Genomic DNA, 15,626 nt, shown 5'->3' with positions numbered 1-15,626 from the left:
GAACGCGAATCCCGGGGCGAAAAAATGCGCCGCGGTGACGTTTACGGAAATGGATTTCGTAAAATTGCCGCTGCATTCAGCCCGGTCGCGCCGCCCGAATGGCTTTTTGCCGTCAGCGGCCGGTCGAACCGAAGCCGCCGGTGCCGCGGTCGGTCGCCGAAAGCGCCGCCACGGGAACGAACTCCGCCGTCGTCACGGGTGCAATCACCATCTGCGCGATGCGCTCGCCGCGCCGGATCGGGAACGGGGCGTCGCCATGGTTGATCAGGAGCACGCCGATCTCGCCGCGATAATCCGCGTCGATGGTGCCGGGCGAGTTCAACACCGTGACGCCATGCTTGGCGGCAAGGCCGGAGCGCGGACGAACCTGCGCTTCATAGCCCGGCGGCAGCGCGATGGTGAGCCCGGTCGGGACCAGCGCATATTTTCCGGCGGCGAGCACCAGTGGCGCGCCTTCCGGAACCGCCGCGAGCAAATCGAGCCCCGCGGCGTGCGCGCTCTGATAGGCCGGCAACGCCAGGCCTTCGCCGTGCGGCAATTGCCGGATCTCGACTTTGATGCGCGTGCTCACGAGACCTTCTCCACGGTGCCGGCGATCCGCGCCACCAGTTCGGTTGCGACCTGTTCCTTGGTCATGACAGGCCAGGAATCGACGCCGATGTTTACGCCGTCGCGGGTCAAGAGATGCACCGTGTTGCGGTCGCCGCCCATCACGCCGGTTGCCGGCGAAACGTCGTTGGCCACGATCCAGTCGCAACCCTTGCGCGCGAGTTTTGCCTTGGCGTTGTCGATCAGGTGTTCGGTTTCGGCGGCGAAGCCGATTACCAGCGGCGGCCGCTTGTCTCCGAGCTTCGAGATCGTCGCGAGGATGTCGGGATTTTCCACCAGCTGCAGCGGCGGCATGCCGGACCCGGTCTTCTTCAGCTTCTGCTCGCCCGCATTGGCGACGCGCCAGTCGGCAACCGCGGCGGCGAAGATCGCGATATCTGCCGGCAATGAGGCTTCGACCTGCTGCAGCATGTCGCGCGCGGACTCGACGTGCTTCACAGTGACGCCGGGGGGATCGTCGAGATCGACCGGGCCGGAGACCAGGATGACATCCGCGCCTGCTGCCTGTGCTGCAGCCGCAATGGCAAAACCCTGCTTGCCGGAGGAGCGGTTGGCGATGTAGCGCACCGGGTCGATCGGCTCATGGGTGGGGCCCGCGGTAATCAGGATGCGTTTGCCCGCCAGCGGCCGCGGTTGCGGTGGCCGCAGCAGACGTTCGGCGGCGGCGGCGATTTCCGTGGGCTCCGCCATGCGGCCGACACCGGCCTCATTGGCTTCCGCCATCTCGCCGGCATTGGGTCCGATCATGGCCACGCCGTCGCGCTCGAGTTGCGCGACATTGCGGCGGGTGGCGGGGTTGTTCCACATCAGCGGGTTCATCGCCGGCGCCAGCAGGATGGGCCGGTTGGCCGCGAGCAGGACGGCGCTGGCGAGATCGTCGGCGTGGCCCTGCGCCATCTTGGCCATCAGATCGGCGGTCGCCGGCGCCACCACGATCAGGTCGCATTCACGGGCAAGGCGAATGTGGCCAGCGTCGAACTCGCTCGCCGGATCGAACAGGTCAGTGTAGCAGCGCTCGTTCGACAGCGCGCTGGCGGAAAGCGGCGTGACGAACTGCTGCGCGGCGCGGGTCAGGACGCAGCGGACGTGGATATGCCGCTCCTTCAGCCGCCGGATCAGGTCCAGCGCCTTGTAGGCCGCGATGCCGCCACCGATGATCAGGGTGACACGGGCCTGCTCCGTCGCATCAGCGGCGCGCCGGGGCGCGCGGGACGGGGCCCCAGACGGCGGAGCGGCCTGCGAGAGTGCAGCGGGCGACAGGGGCCGACCCTTGATGAGATCACCCAGGATTACCCGGACTTCCTCTTCCACCGAGCGGCCGTTTTTGGCCGAACGCAGGCGCAGGTAGACCTTTACGGCCTCGTCGAGCTTTCGGATGGTCAGGCTGGCCATGAGCAGTCCCGGCAAAATACGATAGCAATGCTATCATCTGGTGTATGCAATGCAATCACAATTGCCGGACCGCGAACAGGATCGCGATAAAGGTGCCCGCGATGATCCACAGCGCCAGGGTGCGCCAGCGGCTCTTGCGGCCCTCGGTCCGGCCCATCGCCGCAATCGTCTCCGGCGACAGCCTGATGCCTTCCCGGGTCATGGTCTCCAGCTGCTCCAGCACGGCGACCGACCGCGAGGCGATCGCCGGCAGGCCGGCCAGCACCCGGCCAAGCTCGCCGGCGCCCGACATCGCGCCCTGAACGCGTCCGACCGGGCCGAGATTGCGCTCGATCCATTCCCGCACCACGGGATCGGCGACCTTCCAGATGTCGAGTTTCGGATCGAAGCCGCGCGCCACGCCCTCGACCACCACCATGGTTTTTTGCAGCAGGATCAGTTCGGGGCGGGTCCGCATGTCGAACAGGCCGGTGACCTCGAGCAGCAAGGTCAACAGCTTCGCCATCGAGATTTCTTCGGCGGTGCGGTTATGGATCGGCTCGCCGATGGCGCGGATGGCTTGCGCGAAATTCTCCACCGAGTGATGCGCCGGCACGTAGCCGGCCTCAAAATGCACTTCCGCCACGCGGCGATAGTTGCGGGTGATGAAGCCCAGCAGGATTTCGGCAAGGAAACGCCGCTCCTTCATGCCGAGCCGGCCCATGATGCCGAAATCGACCGCCACCAGCCGCCCGCCATCGTCGACAAACAGATTGCCGGGGTGCATGTCGGCGTGAAAGAAGCCGTCGCGCAGCGCATGGCGCAGGAAACTCTGGATCACCTTGCGCCCGAGGTCGGGCAGATCGACCTGCGATTGCTCCAGCCGCGCATGGTCGCTCAGCGCGATGCCGTCGATCCATTCCATCGTCAGCACATTGTGCGTGGTACGATCCCAGTCGACGGTGGGCACGCGAAAATCCGGATCGTTGCGGGTGTTCTCCGCCATCTCGGAGAGGGCGGCGGCCTCCAGCCTCAGATCCATCTCCATCGCGACCGAGCGCGACATCGTATTGATGACCTCGACCAGCCGCAGCCGCCGCGCTTCCGCCGAATGGGCTTCGGCCTTGTGCGCGACGAAAAAGAAATCGGCGAGGTCGCGGCGGAAGCGCGCGGCGACATTGGGTCGGAGCACCTTCACCGCAACCGCGGTGCGCACGCCGTCGCGCTCGACTTCAGCGCGATGTACCTGCGCGATCGAGGCGGCGGCGACCGCCGGACCGAAGCTCGCAAAGGCCTGCGCCACCGGGCGTTCCAGCGACTGCGCGATCACGGCCTCGGCTTCGGCTTGCGAAAACGGCGGCAGCCGGTCCTGCAGGCTTTCCAGGTCGCGCGCCATCATGACGCCGACCACGTCGGGACGGGTGGCGAGAAACTGCCCGAGCTTGAGATAGGCGGGTCCGAGCCGCGTCAGCGCGCGCGACAGGCGCGGGCCGGACTTGGCGCCGGGGCGCTCGACCAGCCGGGCGATGCGGAGCGCGAGCTGCCCGGGCGGCGGCACCAGCGAGGGATCGACGACGCCGAACACGCCCTCACGCGCGAACACGAAACCGGCGCGGGCCAGCCGCGCAATGTGGGTAATTGCAGAAATCACAAACGCCAGCCCGAATGCAACGCCACGATGCCGCCGGAAAAACTCTGCCAGCTGGCGCGGGAAAAGCCGGCGGTGCGCATCATCTCGGCGAATACATTCGGCTTCGGGAATTTCCGAATCGATTCGACGAGGTACTGATAGGACTCGGCGTCGCCGGTCACGGCGCGGCCGAGCGGCGGTATCACCTTGAAGGAAAACAGATCGTAGATGCGGTCGAGGCCGGGCGTGTCGACGGTGGAGAATTCCAGGCACAGGAACCGCCCGCCCGGTTTCAGCACGCGATAGGCTTCCTTGAGCGCAAGATCGATCCGCGGCACGTTGCGGATGCCGAACGCGATGGTGTAGGCATCGAAGCTGCGATCGGGAAACGCCAGCGCCTCGGCATTGCCCTCGACAAACGACACCCGGTCGTCGAGATGGCGCGCCGCCGCGCGCGTGCGGCCGACCTCCAGCATGTCCGAATTGATGTCGCAGACGGTCGCCCGGAAGCCGGCGCCTGAGGCCTCGGCGGCGCGAAAGGCGATGTCGCCAGTGCCGCCGGCGACGTCGAGCAGCGAAAATGGCGTATCCCCGCGCGGCGGATTGAGCGCGTTGATCATCAGGTCCTTCCAGACCCGGTGCAGGCCCGCCGACATCAGGTCGTTCATCAGGTCGTAGCGCTGCGCCACGCTGTGAAACACGTCGTTCACCAGCGTCTGCTTGTCCCCCAGGGGGACATCCCTGAAGCCAAAATGGGTGGTCTGGTCGGATTGGTTCATGCCGTCGGTCCTGAGCGAGTCCTGCCGGTACTGGGGCCGGCATGGAAGGTTTTTCCCGTCATTGCGAGCGCAGCGAAGCAATCCACAGCGGCAAGAAAGATCGGATTGCTTCGTCGCTTCGCTCCTCGCAATGACGAGGATCTGATTGGATCGGACCATAGCGCGCCCGCCGCAATGGCGCTATCACGTCACGTCCTCAAGGTGAACGCCCCCGATGCCTGAATTGCCCGAAGTCGAGACCGTCCGCCGCGGCCTGCAGCCGGTCATGGAGGGCTCAAAAATCCTGAAAGCGGAGGCCAGGCGCAAGGATCTGCGGTTTCCGTTCCAGAAGGATTTCGTGGCGCGGCTCGAGGGCCAGACCGTGACCGGGCTCGGCCGCCGCGCCAAATATTTGATGGCCGATCTTGGCTCGGGCGACGTGCTTTTGATGCATCTGGGCATGTCGGGCTCGTTCCGCGTCCTCAAGGATGATGGCGATGCGGCGCCGGGCCAATTCCACCATCCCCGCAGTGAGAACCGGACGCATGATCATGTGGTGTTTCAGATGTCGTCAGGCGCATCGATCATTTTCAACGATCCGCGCCGCTTCGGCTACATGAAGATCATTGCCCGCAGGGCGCTCGACGACGAGCCCTTGCTGAAAGGCCTCGGCCCCGAACCGCTCGGCAATGAATTCGACGCAAAAATGCTGGCGCAGTCCTGCGCCAGCAAGAAGACCAGCCTGAAGGCCGCATTGCTCGACCAGCGCGTGGTCGCAGGGTTGGGCAACATCTATGTCTGCGAGGCGCTCTATCGTTCGCAGCTGTCGCCGCGAAGGCTGGCCGCCACGCTGGCGACCAAAAAGGGCGAACCCACCGATCACGCCAGGCGCCTGGTGAGTGCCATCCACGGCGTACTGAACCAGGCCATCAAGGCCGGCGGATCATCGTTGCGCGACCATCGCCAGACCTCGGGCGAACTCGGCTATTTCCAGCATTCGTTCCAGGTCTACGACCGCGAAGGCGAGAAATGCCAGACCGCCAAATGCGGCGGCGTCGTCAGGCGTTTCACCCAGAACGGCCGTTCGACCTTCTGGTGTCCGAAGTGCCAGAAGTGAGGTAGCCGCTTCCCGGCGAAGCGAAGCAATCCAGCGGGGCTGGCAGGCTTTGATGGTCTGGCCGAACCGGCGCAACGAATTGCAGGGATCAGGGAGAGCCAAGGGCATGAATGGTAACTGGCGCGATCGCACCGACACCGTCTTCGAGTGTCAGAAGCAGCCGGCCTCGGGCAGCCGCGGCATGGTGGTCAGCAATCATCCGCTGGCCTCGGCCGCGGGCGCGGAGATGTTGGCTGCCGGCGGCAACGCCATCGATGCCGCGATCGCGGCCCTGTTCACGTTGACGGTGGTCGAGCCGATGATGGTCGGAATCATCGGCGGCGGCATGGCGCATATCCGTCTTGCCGACGGCAGCCACCGCTTCATCGACGGCCAGAGCACCGTTCCGCTGGTCGTCCGTCCCGACACCTATCGATCGAAGCCGGGCTCGGCCCATGACGTATTCGACACCGTCGACGACGAGAACCTGAACGGGCCGAAGGCGGTCGCGGTGCCGGGCTCGCTGAAGGCCTGGTGCGAGACCTTGCGCCGGTTCGGCACCATGTCGCTCGCCGACGTCATGCAGCCCGCGATCAGGCACGCCTCGCGCGGCTATGCGGCGACGCCCTATCTGCAGGAATGCATCGCCGACAGCGCGCGGGAGATGCTGAAGGACAGGGCGATCTCGGCAATCTATCTGCCGAACGGAACGCCGCTCAAGGCCGGCGAGCGCGTCGTGCAATCGGAATATGCCGAGACGCTCGCGCACATCTCGCGCCACGGCGACACGGCGCTCTATGCCGGCCCGCTCGGCGATATCCTGGTCGATTACATGGAGGCCCATGGCGGCTTCATCACGCGCCGGGACCTGACGTCCTACAGGACCGTCGAGCGCGCGCCGATCCGAACCGATTATCGCGGCTGGCAGATCCTCGGTCCGCCGCCGCCGGCGGCCTCCGGCGTGCACATCGCGCAGATGCTGAACATTCTCGAAGGCTATGACATCGCCGGAAAAGGCTTCGGCACCGCCGCAACCATCCATCTGCTCGCCGAAGTGCTGAAGATCGCCTTTGCCGACCGCGCCGCCGCCAGCGGCGATCCGGATTTCGTCGGCGTGCCGGTGGAGCGGTTGACCTCGAAGGACTATGCGAAGGAGCGCCGCCGCGCCATCGATGCAAACCGTGCGCAGAAATGGAGCGCGGGCGTGGCGCAGCTCGAAGGCGCGCACACCACGCACATGACGGCGGCGGATTCGATGGGCAACGTGGTCGCGACCACGCAGACCATCAACAATCTGTTCGGCGCAAGGATCTTGATCCCCGGCCTCGGCACGATACCGAACAACTACATGAACCTCTACGATCCGCGGCCCGGCCATGCGCTGTCGCTGGCGCCGGGCAAGCGCGTGACCACTTCGATGTCGCCCATGATGGCGCTGCGCGACGGCAAACTCGTCTATGCGCTGGGCCTGCCCGGCGGAAAGAAGATCTTTCCAAGCGCGATGCAGGCGCTGCTCAACCTGATCGATCACGGCATGAACCTGCAGGAGGCGGTCGAGGCGCCGCGGGTCTGGACCGAAGGCAATGCGCTCGAGGTCGAAGCCGCCGTGCCGGACGGCGTTCGCGCGGCGCTGGCGGCGATGGGACACGACGTGCTGGCGGTGCCGACCGTGGCCGGCGGCATGAATGCGATCCAGTTCCACGAAGACGGGTCGATGTCCGGCGCGGCATGCTGGCGCGCCGACGGCACGCCGATCGGTCTTGCCGGAGGGCTGGCGCGCGCGGGGATCCGGTTTGGCTTGGCGTAACCGACGCTGGATCGCAGGCCGCGACGTCCGTCAGGGCAGGCGGCCGCCTTGCAGGTGGAAGGTCCAGCCGGCGGCGGCGACGGCCTGCTCGACGGCGTCGCGCACCTTTGCGTAGTCGATGGTGCCGCCGCCTCCCGGCGATACGTCGCTGCGTTCGCCGGACAACTTCCAGCCGCTCACCTTGGTCTTCTCGACGGTCACCGTCGGCGGCGGCAGGCCCCAGCTCGATTCGGTGACGGCTTCGCGGAACTGCACCGTGCGATCCGCTTCCGACGGCCGGCACGACATCCGGTAGGTGACGGTGCGGGCGCCGAGCCACCATTTCGACCGGATCGGTTGCGCTTCGCCGACCAATCCCTGTTTGGCATCTTCATGGACGGACAGGCCGAGTGCGCCGAGCCTGGTCTTCAGCCCGGCCAGCAAGTCCTGCTGCGATAGGTCAGGCATGGTTCGCTCTCAGTGCTTGTACAGGATGCGCTGCCAGATCGTGCCGCCCAGATATTTGCTGCCGGCGACGAAGTAGACGATCAGCAGCGTCAACAGCACCAGCGCCGGCAGGCCTTCGAGCTTGAAGCCCTCTGACGTCACGTTGCCGGTCAAATAGCCGATGGCGTAGCCGCCGCCGAAAAACACCATCACGAAATCGAGAATGGCAGCGAGCACCTTGCGCCAGGTGGCTACCGGTTGCCCGGCGTCGGTCATCCCTGCCCGGCGGCGAGTGCTACGATCGCCATCTTCAAAAGGCGCTTCATCGTCATTCCGTGAAATTGCTCTATTCAGATAAAATCACGTACATTTTTGCGGGGAAATTTGCGGATCGATCGGCCGGACTGTCATTGATCTGCGTCAACAATCCGTGCGGCGCGCTGCGCCGACCCGGTGGCGGATGATGACGGCGTGCGCGTGGGGCGGCTCTCGAAGCCTTACTTCCTTACGCAGATCACGCGCACCACGGCCGCCTTGGCGTCCGATGAGCCGCCTGCCGCATTGACGCCGTTGGCTTTGAGAAAGTCGCGCACAACATCGGCTGGCACCAGCGCCGCCTGCGCCGCAGCCGCGCCATTGGTCGGTCCCGCCACCACCACCGGTTTCAACAGCGCGATGCCGGCGAACTTGCCTTCCGTATCGAGCGCCGCGGCACCCGAAAAGCCCAGCGCCGGCGCCGGCGACAGCGCGAGATCGCTGCCATTGCCGGCCGGTGCGATCGAGGCCTTGACGCTGCTCACGGCCGCCGCACCACCCTGATTCTGCGGATCGGCAATCCCCGTCAGTTCGACGCCTGATTTCGCCGCACCATTGGCGAGGTTGAGCGGCTGCAATCCGCGCGCGCCATAGATCCGCAGCAGCGCGAGATCGCGGTCCTTGTCCTCGGCGACGCGATCCGCGTTGCCGTGGCCGGCGATTGCGATCGTGAGACAGCTGTCGGTGACCTGACGGTCGGCAAGGATGGCGCCGTCGCCGCTGACGACGATGCCGGTGCCGTATTCGACCGTCTTGCGCGGCGGCGGGCCCGCGATCTGCGCGCCCGCCGGGAACGGGTTGAAGGCGCTCGACATCGCGATCACCACCGGCTCCACGGTGCCTTCGACGGCCTGGTCGTACAGGATGGTGAGGATGCGGACCTCGTCGCCCTTGAACGCTCCGCGCACGTAGAATTTCTTCAGGCCCTGCATGCCCGACAGCACGAAGAAGTCCGGCTTGACCACGGTGTAATCCACCTTGCGTCCGGCGGGCTCCTTCTTTTCCTGCTCGGCGAGCTTTGCGGTGGAAGGGCTTGCTACCTTGCTCCGCGCAAGCTGGATCTGCACGGTGCCGGTGGGGGAGGTCCATTTGGCGCCATTGGCGTCACTGGATTGCTGCGGCACCAGTTTCGCGGGCACCCCAAGCCGCACGCCGGTGCCGGCATCGGTGACGATCTTCCAGCCGACATTGTCCTGCCGCCGCTTCGCGGTCTCGGCGAGGATGCCGCGCTCCTGCGGATTGAGCACGCCGGTCTGCTTGCCGCCACGGGCCTTCTGAAAGGCCTTGATGGCGGCGACCATTCGCTCGCTGACTTCGCCCGTGATCGCACCATTGTAATCGCCGACCCAGGCGAGGTCGGACTGGATCGCCAGCCGCTCCGCCTGCGCCATCGCTTTGGCGGTATCGGCCGGGGTCTGCACCGCGGGCCGGATCGGCACGGTCGTGACCTGTTTCGGCTTGGCGCCCGCGGTGGACGGCGGCGTCATCTGCGCACTCGCGGCAGTCCCGATCGCCACGACCATCAATGTTGCCGTCAGCAGCGATCTCATGACAGGTCCCGTCCATTGAAGTAGTCGTAACTAAGCACATCTGCTTGGTCGGCAACAGCTATGCGCTGGTTCAGCAAATTTGGGGTAGATTAAGGGCCGTCATTGCGAGGAGCGGAGCAATCCACAGGTCCCCGAGCATGGCGCCAATGGATTGCTTCGCGGAGCCTGTCATCGGGCGGCGCTGCGCGCCGACCCGTTGGCTCGCAATGACGGCAAAGGAAGGAAATACGTGAGTATGCTGAGCGCCGAGGAACTCGAACGATACGCCCGCCACATCGTGCTGCGGGAGGTCGGCGGCCCCGGCCAGGCCGCCCTCAAGGAAGCATCCGTGCTGGTGATCGGGGCCGGCGGTCTCGGCGCGCCCGCGCTGATGTACCTAGCTGCGGCCGGCGTCGGCACGCTCGGCGCGGTCGACGACGACATCGTGTCGCTGTCCAATCTGCAGCGCCAGATCATCCACACCACGCCTGATATCGGCAGGCTGAAGGTCGACAGCGCCGCCGGGCAGATCTACGCGCTCAATCCCCATGTCAGGTTTGCCGCGCACGCCACGCGGCTTGCCGCCGACAATGCGATGGAACTGATCGGCAGCTACGATCTGGTGCTCGACGGTTCCGACAATTTCGAAACCCGCTATCTGGTGTCGGATGCGTGTTTCCTCGCCGCCAAGCCGCTGATCACGGCGGCGCTCGGCATGTTCGACGGATCGCTGACCACGATTCGTGCACACGAGACCAACGCCGAAGGCGAGTTCAACCCGACCTATCGCTGCCTGTTCCCCGAACCGCCGCCGCCGGGCACGGTGCCGGCCTGCGCCGAGGCCGGCGTAATGGGTGCGCTCGCGGGGGTCTTGGGATCGATGATGGCGCTGGAGGCGATCCGCGAGATCGTCGGCTTCGGCGAGGGACTGGTCGGCCGCCTCTTGATGGTGGACGCGCGCGCCATGCGGTTCGAAACCCTGCGCTATAAGCGCGATCCCGCCAACCCGCTCAACGGCGATGCGCCTGTCATTACCGATTTGAGCGGCTATCTGAGCGGCGATCTCTGAGCGCGCAAGAGGTTGCCAACTGAGGCGGCGCTAGGGCGGGGGGCCGTGACGAAGGAGCATTTTTCGTCTCGTGCCCCGGACGCAGCGCAGCATGAGTGCTGCCGAGCCGGGGGCCTCTCTACTTTGCATGGGGTTGTTTTCGCGATTTCTTGTCCGGCCCTGCCGTGCACCGTCGAAGGACGCTATGCCGGCTCCAGGACACGAGATCATTAGACTAGTGTTTCGCGATTGCAGGAGAGGGTAAGAGGCCTCACAGCATGCTCGGCAATACCCGGTCCGGCGGCTTGTGATTGTCGAGGAAGGTCCGGATGTTGATGATCACCTTCTCGCCCATCTCGACGCGGCCTTCGATGGTCGCCGAGCCCATATGCGGCAGCAGCGTCACCTTGCCGGCCTTGGCCAGCCGCACCAGCTTCGGACTGACCGCGGGCTCGTTCTCGAACACGTCGAGGCCGGCGCCGGCGATCTCGCCGGCTTCAATCAGCTTGATCAGGGTGTCTTCGTCGATCACCTCGCCGCGCGCGGTGTTGACGATATAGGCGTCCTTGCGGATCAGTTTCAGCCGCCGCGCTGACAAGAGATGAAAGGTGGCCGGCGTGTGCGGACAGTTCACCGAGATGATGTCCATCCGCGCCAGCATCTGGTCGAGGCTTTCCCAATAGGTCGCGCCCAATTCGTCGGCGATGACCGGCGCAACCGGGCGGCGGTTGTGATAGTGGATCTGCAGGCCGAAGGCGCGCGCCCGGCGCGCCAGCGCCTGGCCGATGCGGCCCATGCCGATGATGCCGAGCCGTTTGCCGCCGATGCGATGGCCGAGCATCCAGGTCGGCGACCAGCCCGGCCAGTTCTTGCCCTCGGTGAGGATCGAGGCGCCCTCGACCAGCCGCCGCGGCACCGCCAGAATCAGCGCCATGGTCATGTCCGCGGTGTCTTCGGTCAAAACCTTCGGCGTGTTGGTCACGGTGATGCCGCGCGCATGCGCCGCAAGGACATCGATATTGTCGACGCCGTTGCCGAAATTGGCGATCAGCCGCAGCTTGCAGTCGGGCTGCTTGAGAATCTCCTCGGTGATCTCGTCGGTGACGGTGGGCACCAGCACGTCGGCGGTCCGCACCGCCTCGGCGATCTGCTCCGGCGTCAGCGCCGTATCGTCGAGATTGAGCCGGGCATCGAACAGCTCGCGCATCCGGGTCTCGATCGAGTCCGGCAGCTTGCGCGTGACGACAACGAGAGGCTTTTTCTTAACCGACATATCCTGCTCTCATGAGGCCTTTGGCTCGCCAACCTTTTGGATCGTCAACCTTTTGGATCGTCAAAGGCTTGCCCGTTCAGACCTCATTAACCCGGTTGTTCGACACTGCGGCTGCCGCGCGGTCCCGGTAATTCCTTGGGGTTCCCCGATATTTCCCGTTGGCTTCCCCTCCGGAAAATTCGGGCTCGTCTTGGTTCTCAAGCGTTCCGTCCTCTCTAGCAGAAGGCCGGGCCAAGACAAGAACCCCGGCAAGCGCCGGGGTTGAAAGGCCGAGGGGCGGATGGGGCGGAGTATTAGGGGTTTGGGGGTCGGGATTCCCGGCATTTCAGCTCGAAGAATTTGAGTCGGGTTCTCGGCAGGGGGCGAGTTGATGGCGTTGGGGCGTTTTGGTTCAGTGGTGGTGCTCGCGGCCGCGTTGCTCGGCGCGTCGGTCAGCGCCGGATTTTCGGCCAAGGATTCCGCCGTCACGACCAGCGGCTTGCCGCTGCCGCGCTATGTCAGCCTCAAATCCGATCATGTGAACGTCAGGGCCGGCCCGACCAAGGACAACGATGTCGCCTGGGTCTACACCCGCTCGGGCCTGCCGGTGGAGATCACCGCCGAATTCGAGAACTGGCGCCGGGTCCGGGATTCCGAGGGCGCCGAGGGCTGGGTCTATCACTCGCTGCTGTCGGGCCGACGCACCGCCGTCATCACCATGAAGACCAAGGACGAACTTGCGCCGCTCTACGATCGCGCCGATCCGGCCTCCGCCGTTGCCGCCCGCCTGCAGGCCGGCGTCGTCGCCCAGGTCAAGAAGTGCGCGGCCGGCTGGTGCCGCGTCACCGGCAACGGTTTTGACGGCTGGATCGAGCAGCAGCGGTTGTGGGGTGTCTACGCCGACGAGAAGGTGGAGTGACGCGAAATCATTTGATTGTCGTTCCGGGGCGATGCGCAGCATCGAACCCGGAACCTCGAGATTCCGGGTTCGCGTCTGCGACGCGCCCCGGAATGACGCTGTGCGCTCGGTAAGGCGTCAGCGCTTCTTGCGCAGCCGCACGACCATGTCGACGCGGGCAATCTCGTAGCCTTCGGGCACTTCCGGCATCTTCTGCAGCACCAGATGCGGATCCGGAATGTCGACCAGTTCGTGGTTGTTTTCGAGATAGAAGTGGTGATGCGCCGTCACGTTGGTGTCGAAATAGGTCTTGGTGCCGTCGACGCTGACCTGGCGCAGCAAGCCGGCATCGGTGAGCTGATTGAGCGTGTTGTAGACAGTGGCGAGGGACACCGGGACCTTGGCGAGGGTGGCTTCCTCGTAAAGCATTTCCGCGGTGAGGTGGCGCGCGCCCTTGCCGAACAGCAGCCAGCCCAGCGCCATGCGCTGACGGGTCGGGCGGAGCCCGGCGGCCTGCAGCATTTCATTGACGTCGTGCCAGGGGCAGCCGGTCAGCGCCGGCTGGTGGCCCGCATTGCGGGCCGCGGGACTGACGGCGTCATCATTCAAAATCGAAGCGTCGAGGCTCATTTCCACGTCAGGCACCGCACTCGCTATCTCAGCACTGTTGTCATTGAATATAGAAGGAAATCCCTCAGATGCAAGTATTTCGCAACTAGAACGGCCCTAGAGTTAAGGGGGAACCGGATAGGGGGACGCGGCGATTTACGCTGCCGTGGTGCTTTGCCGTCAGCGGGGCCTATGATAGAGAGCGCGCGGACTTAGCTTTGCGATTCCGGCAAAAGCGAGCGCCGGTTGCCGCAGGACCCGTCCTGACCTGCGGTATTCGCGCCAATTTGCGATAATTGGCACGCTTTCTACGCGAAACGGGTCCATTTCGCTCGAAACGCTCCATCGGGATTTTGAGAGAGGCTCGGCAGCATGCTGGATCGACGCGGCAGTTACGAATACGAGGATCTGCTGGCGTGCGGCCGCGGCGAGATGTTCGGCCCCGGCAACGCCCAATTGCCGCTGCCGCCGATGCTGATGTTCGATCGGATCACCGAAATCTCCGAAACCGGCGGGGAATACGGCAAGGGCATCGTTCGGGCCGAGCTCGACGTGAACCCGGATCTCTGGTTCTTCGCCTGCCATTTCAAGAACGACCCCGTCATGCCGGGGTGCCTGGGCCTAGACGCCCTCTGGCAGATGGTCGGCTTTTATCTCGGCTGGACCGGCGGCGAGGGGCGGGGCCGGGCATTGGGCCTCAGCGAGCTGAAGTTTTCCGGCCAGGTGATGCCGAACGTCCGCAAGATTGTGTACAACGTCGACATCAAGCGCGTGATGCGCCTAAAGCTCTGGCTGGGCATCGCCGACGGCTGGCTTTCGGCTGATGGCGAGATTATCTATCGCGCCAAGGATTTGAGGGTGGGGCTCTTGAAGCAGGGTACCACATTGCCGGGAGCGTAGGTCCGGCGAATCGGGCGGCGTTCGGTTCGACGATGGCCATCACACAAAACGGAAACGACAAGGCGAGGCGATCATGAGGCGGGTTGTCATCACGGGGATGGGCATCGTCTCGTCCATCGGAAACAACACCCAGGAAGTACTGGCAAGCCTGCACGAGGCGAAGTCCGGAATCACGCGCGCGGACAAATATGCCGAGCTCGGTTTCCGCTCCCAGATACAGGGTAAGCCCACGCTCGATCCGGCCGGCGTCATCGATCGCCGCGCGATGCGCTTCCTCGGCGAGGGGGCGGCGTGGAATCACGTCGCGATGGAGCAGGCGATCCTGGATTCCGGCCTCGAGCCCACGGAGGTTTCCAACATTCGCACCGGCATCATCATGGGCTCCGGCGGACCGTCGGCGCGCACCATCGTGGAAGCCGCCGACATCACCCGCACCAAGGGGCCGAAGCGGGTCGGGCCGTTCGCGGTGCCGAAGGCAATGTCGTCGACGGCGTCGGCGACGCTCGCCACCTGGTTCAAGATCAAGGGCGTGAACTATTCGATCTCGTCGGCCTGCGCGACGTCGAACCATTGCATCGGCAACGCCTACGAAACCATCCAGATCGGCAAGCAGGACATTATTTTCGCCGGCGGCTGCGAGGAACTCGACTGGTCGCTGTCGGTGCTGTTCGACGCGATGGGCGCGATGTCGTCGAAATACAACGATACGCCCGCGACCGCTTCGCGCCCCTATGACGTCAGCCGCGACGGTTTTGTGATCGCCGGCGGCGCCGGCGTGGTCGTGCTCGAGGAATTCGAGCATGCCAAGGCGCGCGGCGCGAAAATCTACGGCGAAATCGTCGGCTATGGCGCCACCTCGGACGGTTACGACATGGTGGCGCCGTCGGGCGAGGGCGCCGAGCGCTGCATGAGAATGGCGATGGCCACGGTCGACACCAGGATCGACTACATCAACCCGCACGCGACCTCGACGCCGGCAGGCGATCCGCCGGAGATCGAGGCGATCCGCAAGGTGTTCGGCACCGGCGACAAGTGCCCGCCGATTTCGGCGACCAAGGCGCTGACCGGGCATTCCCTCGGCGCCACCGGCGTGCAGGAGGCGATCTATTCGCTGCTGATGATGCAAAACGGCTTCATCTGCGAAAGCGCCAACATCACCGAACTCGATCCCGTGTTCGCCGACATGCCGATCGTGCGCAAGCGCATCGATAACGCCAGGCTCGGCACCGTGCTGTCGAATTCCTTCGGCTTCGGCGGCACTAACGCCACACTGGTGTTCAAGCGGATGGATGCGTAATCTTGTCATGCCCCGCGCAGGCGGGGCATCCAGTACGCCGCGGCCTCTCAATTCAACTACCGACGCCTCTGGAATACTGGA

The 15,626-nt window shown here is 65.1% G+C and carries 15 protein-coding genes; 6 read left to right on the top strand and 9 right to left on the bottom strand.

Going from position 1 to position 15,626, the window contains the following annotated elements; genetic code table 11:
• Positions 1-112 precede the first annotated feature (112 nt).
• The 4 genes from dut to ubiE are packed head-to-tail and all read right to left on the bottom strand — an operon-like array spanning position 113 to position 4,389.
• On the bottom strand, positions 113-571 hold the full coding sequence (dut, locus tag KMZ29_RS00325; RefSeq protein ID WP_215621980.1) for a dUTP diphosphatase: 459 nt from the start codon (positions 569-571) through the stop codon (positions 113-115).
• Entirely contained in the window at positions 568-2,001 is a 1,434-nt protein-coding gene (coaBC, locus tag KMZ29_RS00320; protein WP_215621979.1) for a bifunctional phosphopantothenoylcysteine decarboxylase/phosphopantothenate--cysteine ligase CoaBC, read from the bottom strand. Before coaBC ends, dut begins: the two co-directional genes overlap by 4 nt.
• A 55-nt stretch (positions 2,002-2,056) precedes the next feature.
• A complete protein-coding gene (ubiB, locus tag KMZ29_RS00315) occupies positions 2,057-3,631 on the bottom strand; it encodes a 2-polyprenylphenol 6-hydroxylase (RefSeq protein ID WP_215621978.1) in 1,575 nt (524 codons plus the stop codon).
• Positions 3,628-4,389, bottom strand: coding sequence for a bifunctional demethylmenaquinone methyltransferase/2-methoxy-6-polyprenyl-1,4-benzoquinol methylase UbiE (gene ubiE, locus KMZ29_RS00310; protein ID WP_215621977.1), 762 nt, complete (start codon positions 4,387-4,389; stop codon positions 3,628-3,630). Before ubiE ends, ubiB begins: the two co-directional genes overlap by 4 nt.
• A gap of 214 nt (positions 4,390-4,603) precedes the next feature.
• Between ubiE and mutM the strand changes: the two genes are divergently transcribed.
• Both mutM and ggt read left to right on the top strand, forming a co-directional pair.
• Positions 4,604-5,485, top strand: coding sequence for a bifunctional DNA-formamidopyrimidine glycosylase/DNA-(apurinic or apyrimidinic site) lyase (mutM, locus tag KMZ29_RS00305; protein ID WP_215621976.1), 882 nt, complete (start codon positions 4,604-4,606; stop codon positions 5,483-5,485).
• A 106-nt stretch (positions 5,486-5,591) separates the two neighbouring features.
• Positions 5,592-7,271 carry a gamma-glutamyltransferase gene (gene ggt, locus KMZ29_RS00300; protein WP_215621975.1) on the top strand — a complete coding sequence of 560 codons (1,680 nt, stop codon included), beginning with the start codon at positions 5,592-5,594 and terminating at the stop codon, positions 7,269-7,271.
• Positions 7,272-7,301: 30 nt separating this feature from the next.
• On the opposite strand, the gene KMZ29_RS00295 is transcribed toward ggt, so the two are convergent.
• From KMZ29_RS00295 to KMZ29_RS00285, 3 genes are all read right to left on the bottom strand, one after another.
• Positions 7,302-7,718 carry a hypothetical protein gene (locus KMZ29_RS00295; protein WP_215621974.1) on the bottom strand — a complete coding sequence of 139 codons (417 nt, stop codon included), beginning with the start codon at positions 7,716-7,718 and terminating at the stop codon, positions 7,302-7,304.
• A 9-nt stretch (positions 7,719-7,727) separates the two neighbouring features.
• Positions 7,728-7,973 carry a hypothetical protein gene (locus KMZ29_RS00290; protein ID WP_215621973.1) on the bottom strand — a complete coding sequence of 82 codons (246 nt, stop codon included), beginning with the start codon at positions 7,971-7,973 and terminating at the stop codon, positions 7,728-7,730.
• A gap of 221 nt (positions 7,974-8,194) precedes the next feature.
• Entirely contained in the window at positions 8,195-9,562 is a 1,368-nt protein-coding gene (locus KMZ29_RS00285; protein WP_215621972.1) for a serine protease, read from the bottom strand.
• A 235-nt stretch (positions 9,563-9,797) separates the two neighbouring features.
• On the opposite strand from KMZ29_RS00285, the gene KMZ29_RS00280 reads away from it, so the two are divergent.
• A complete protein-coding gene (locus KMZ29_RS00280) occupies positions 9,798-10,610 on the top strand; it encodes a HesA/MoeB/ThiF family protein (RefSeq protein ID WP_215624077.1) in 813 nt (270 codons plus the stop codon).
• A gap of 250 nt (positions 10,611-10,860) precedes the next feature.
• On the opposite strand, the gene KMZ29_RS00275 is transcribed toward KMZ29_RS00280, so the two are convergent.
• Positions 10,861-11,862 carry a 2-hydroxyacid dehydrogenase gene (locus KMZ29_RS00275; protein WP_215621971.1) on the bottom strand — a complete coding sequence of 334 codons (1,002 nt, stop codon included), beginning with the start codon at positions 11,860-11,862 and terminating at the stop codon, positions 10,861-10,863.
• 370 nt (positions 11,863-12,232) lie between these two features.
• Here KMZ29_RS00275 and KMZ29_RS00270 point away from each other — a divergent pair, with 370 nt between their 5' ends.
• Complete coding sequence (locus KMZ29_RS00270; protein WP_215621970.1) at positions 12,233-12,760, top strand: SH3 domain-containing protein; 528 nt, start codon at positions 12,233-12,235, stop codon at positions 12,758-12,760.
• 117 nt (positions 12,761-12,877) lie between these two features.
• On the opposite strand, the gene irrA is transcribed toward KMZ29_RS00270, so the two are convergent.
• Complete coding sequence (gene irrA, locus KMZ29_RS00265) at positions 12,878-13,369, bottom strand: iron response transcriptional regulator IrrA (RefSeq protein ID WP_305854509.1); 492 nt, start codon at positions 13,367-13,369, stop codon at positions 12,878-12,880.
• Between the two features lie 351 nt (positions 13,370-13,720).
• Here irrA and fabA point away from each other — a divergent pair, with 351 nt between their 5' ends.
• Positions 13,721-14,248: a bifunctional 3-hydroxydecanoyl-ACP dehydratase/trans-2-decenoyl-ACP isomerase gene (fabA, locus tag KMZ29_RS00260; protein WP_215621969.1), complete on the top strand. Its 528-nt coding sequence runs from the start codon at positions 13,721-13,723 to the stop codon at positions 14,246-14,248.
• A 73-nt stretch (positions 14,249-14,321) separates the two neighbouring features.
• A complete protein-coding gene (gene fabB, locus KMZ29_RS00255) occupies positions 14,322-15,545 on the top strand; it encodes a beta-ketoacyl-ACP synthase I (protein WP_215621968.1) in 1,224 nt (407 codons plus the stop codon).
• The last annotated feature ends 81 nt before the right edge of the window (positions 15,546-15,626 follow it).

It is taken from the genome of Bradyrhizobium sediminis (assembly GCF_018736085.1).
GTDB classification, from domain to species: domain Bacteria; phylum Pseudomonadota; class Alphaproteobacteria; order Rhizobiales; family Xanthobacteraceae; genus Bradyrhizobium; species Bradyrhizobium sediminis.
Note: the sequence above shows the minus strand (reverse complement) of the source record. Positions and strands in the feature narration are given on the sequence as shown.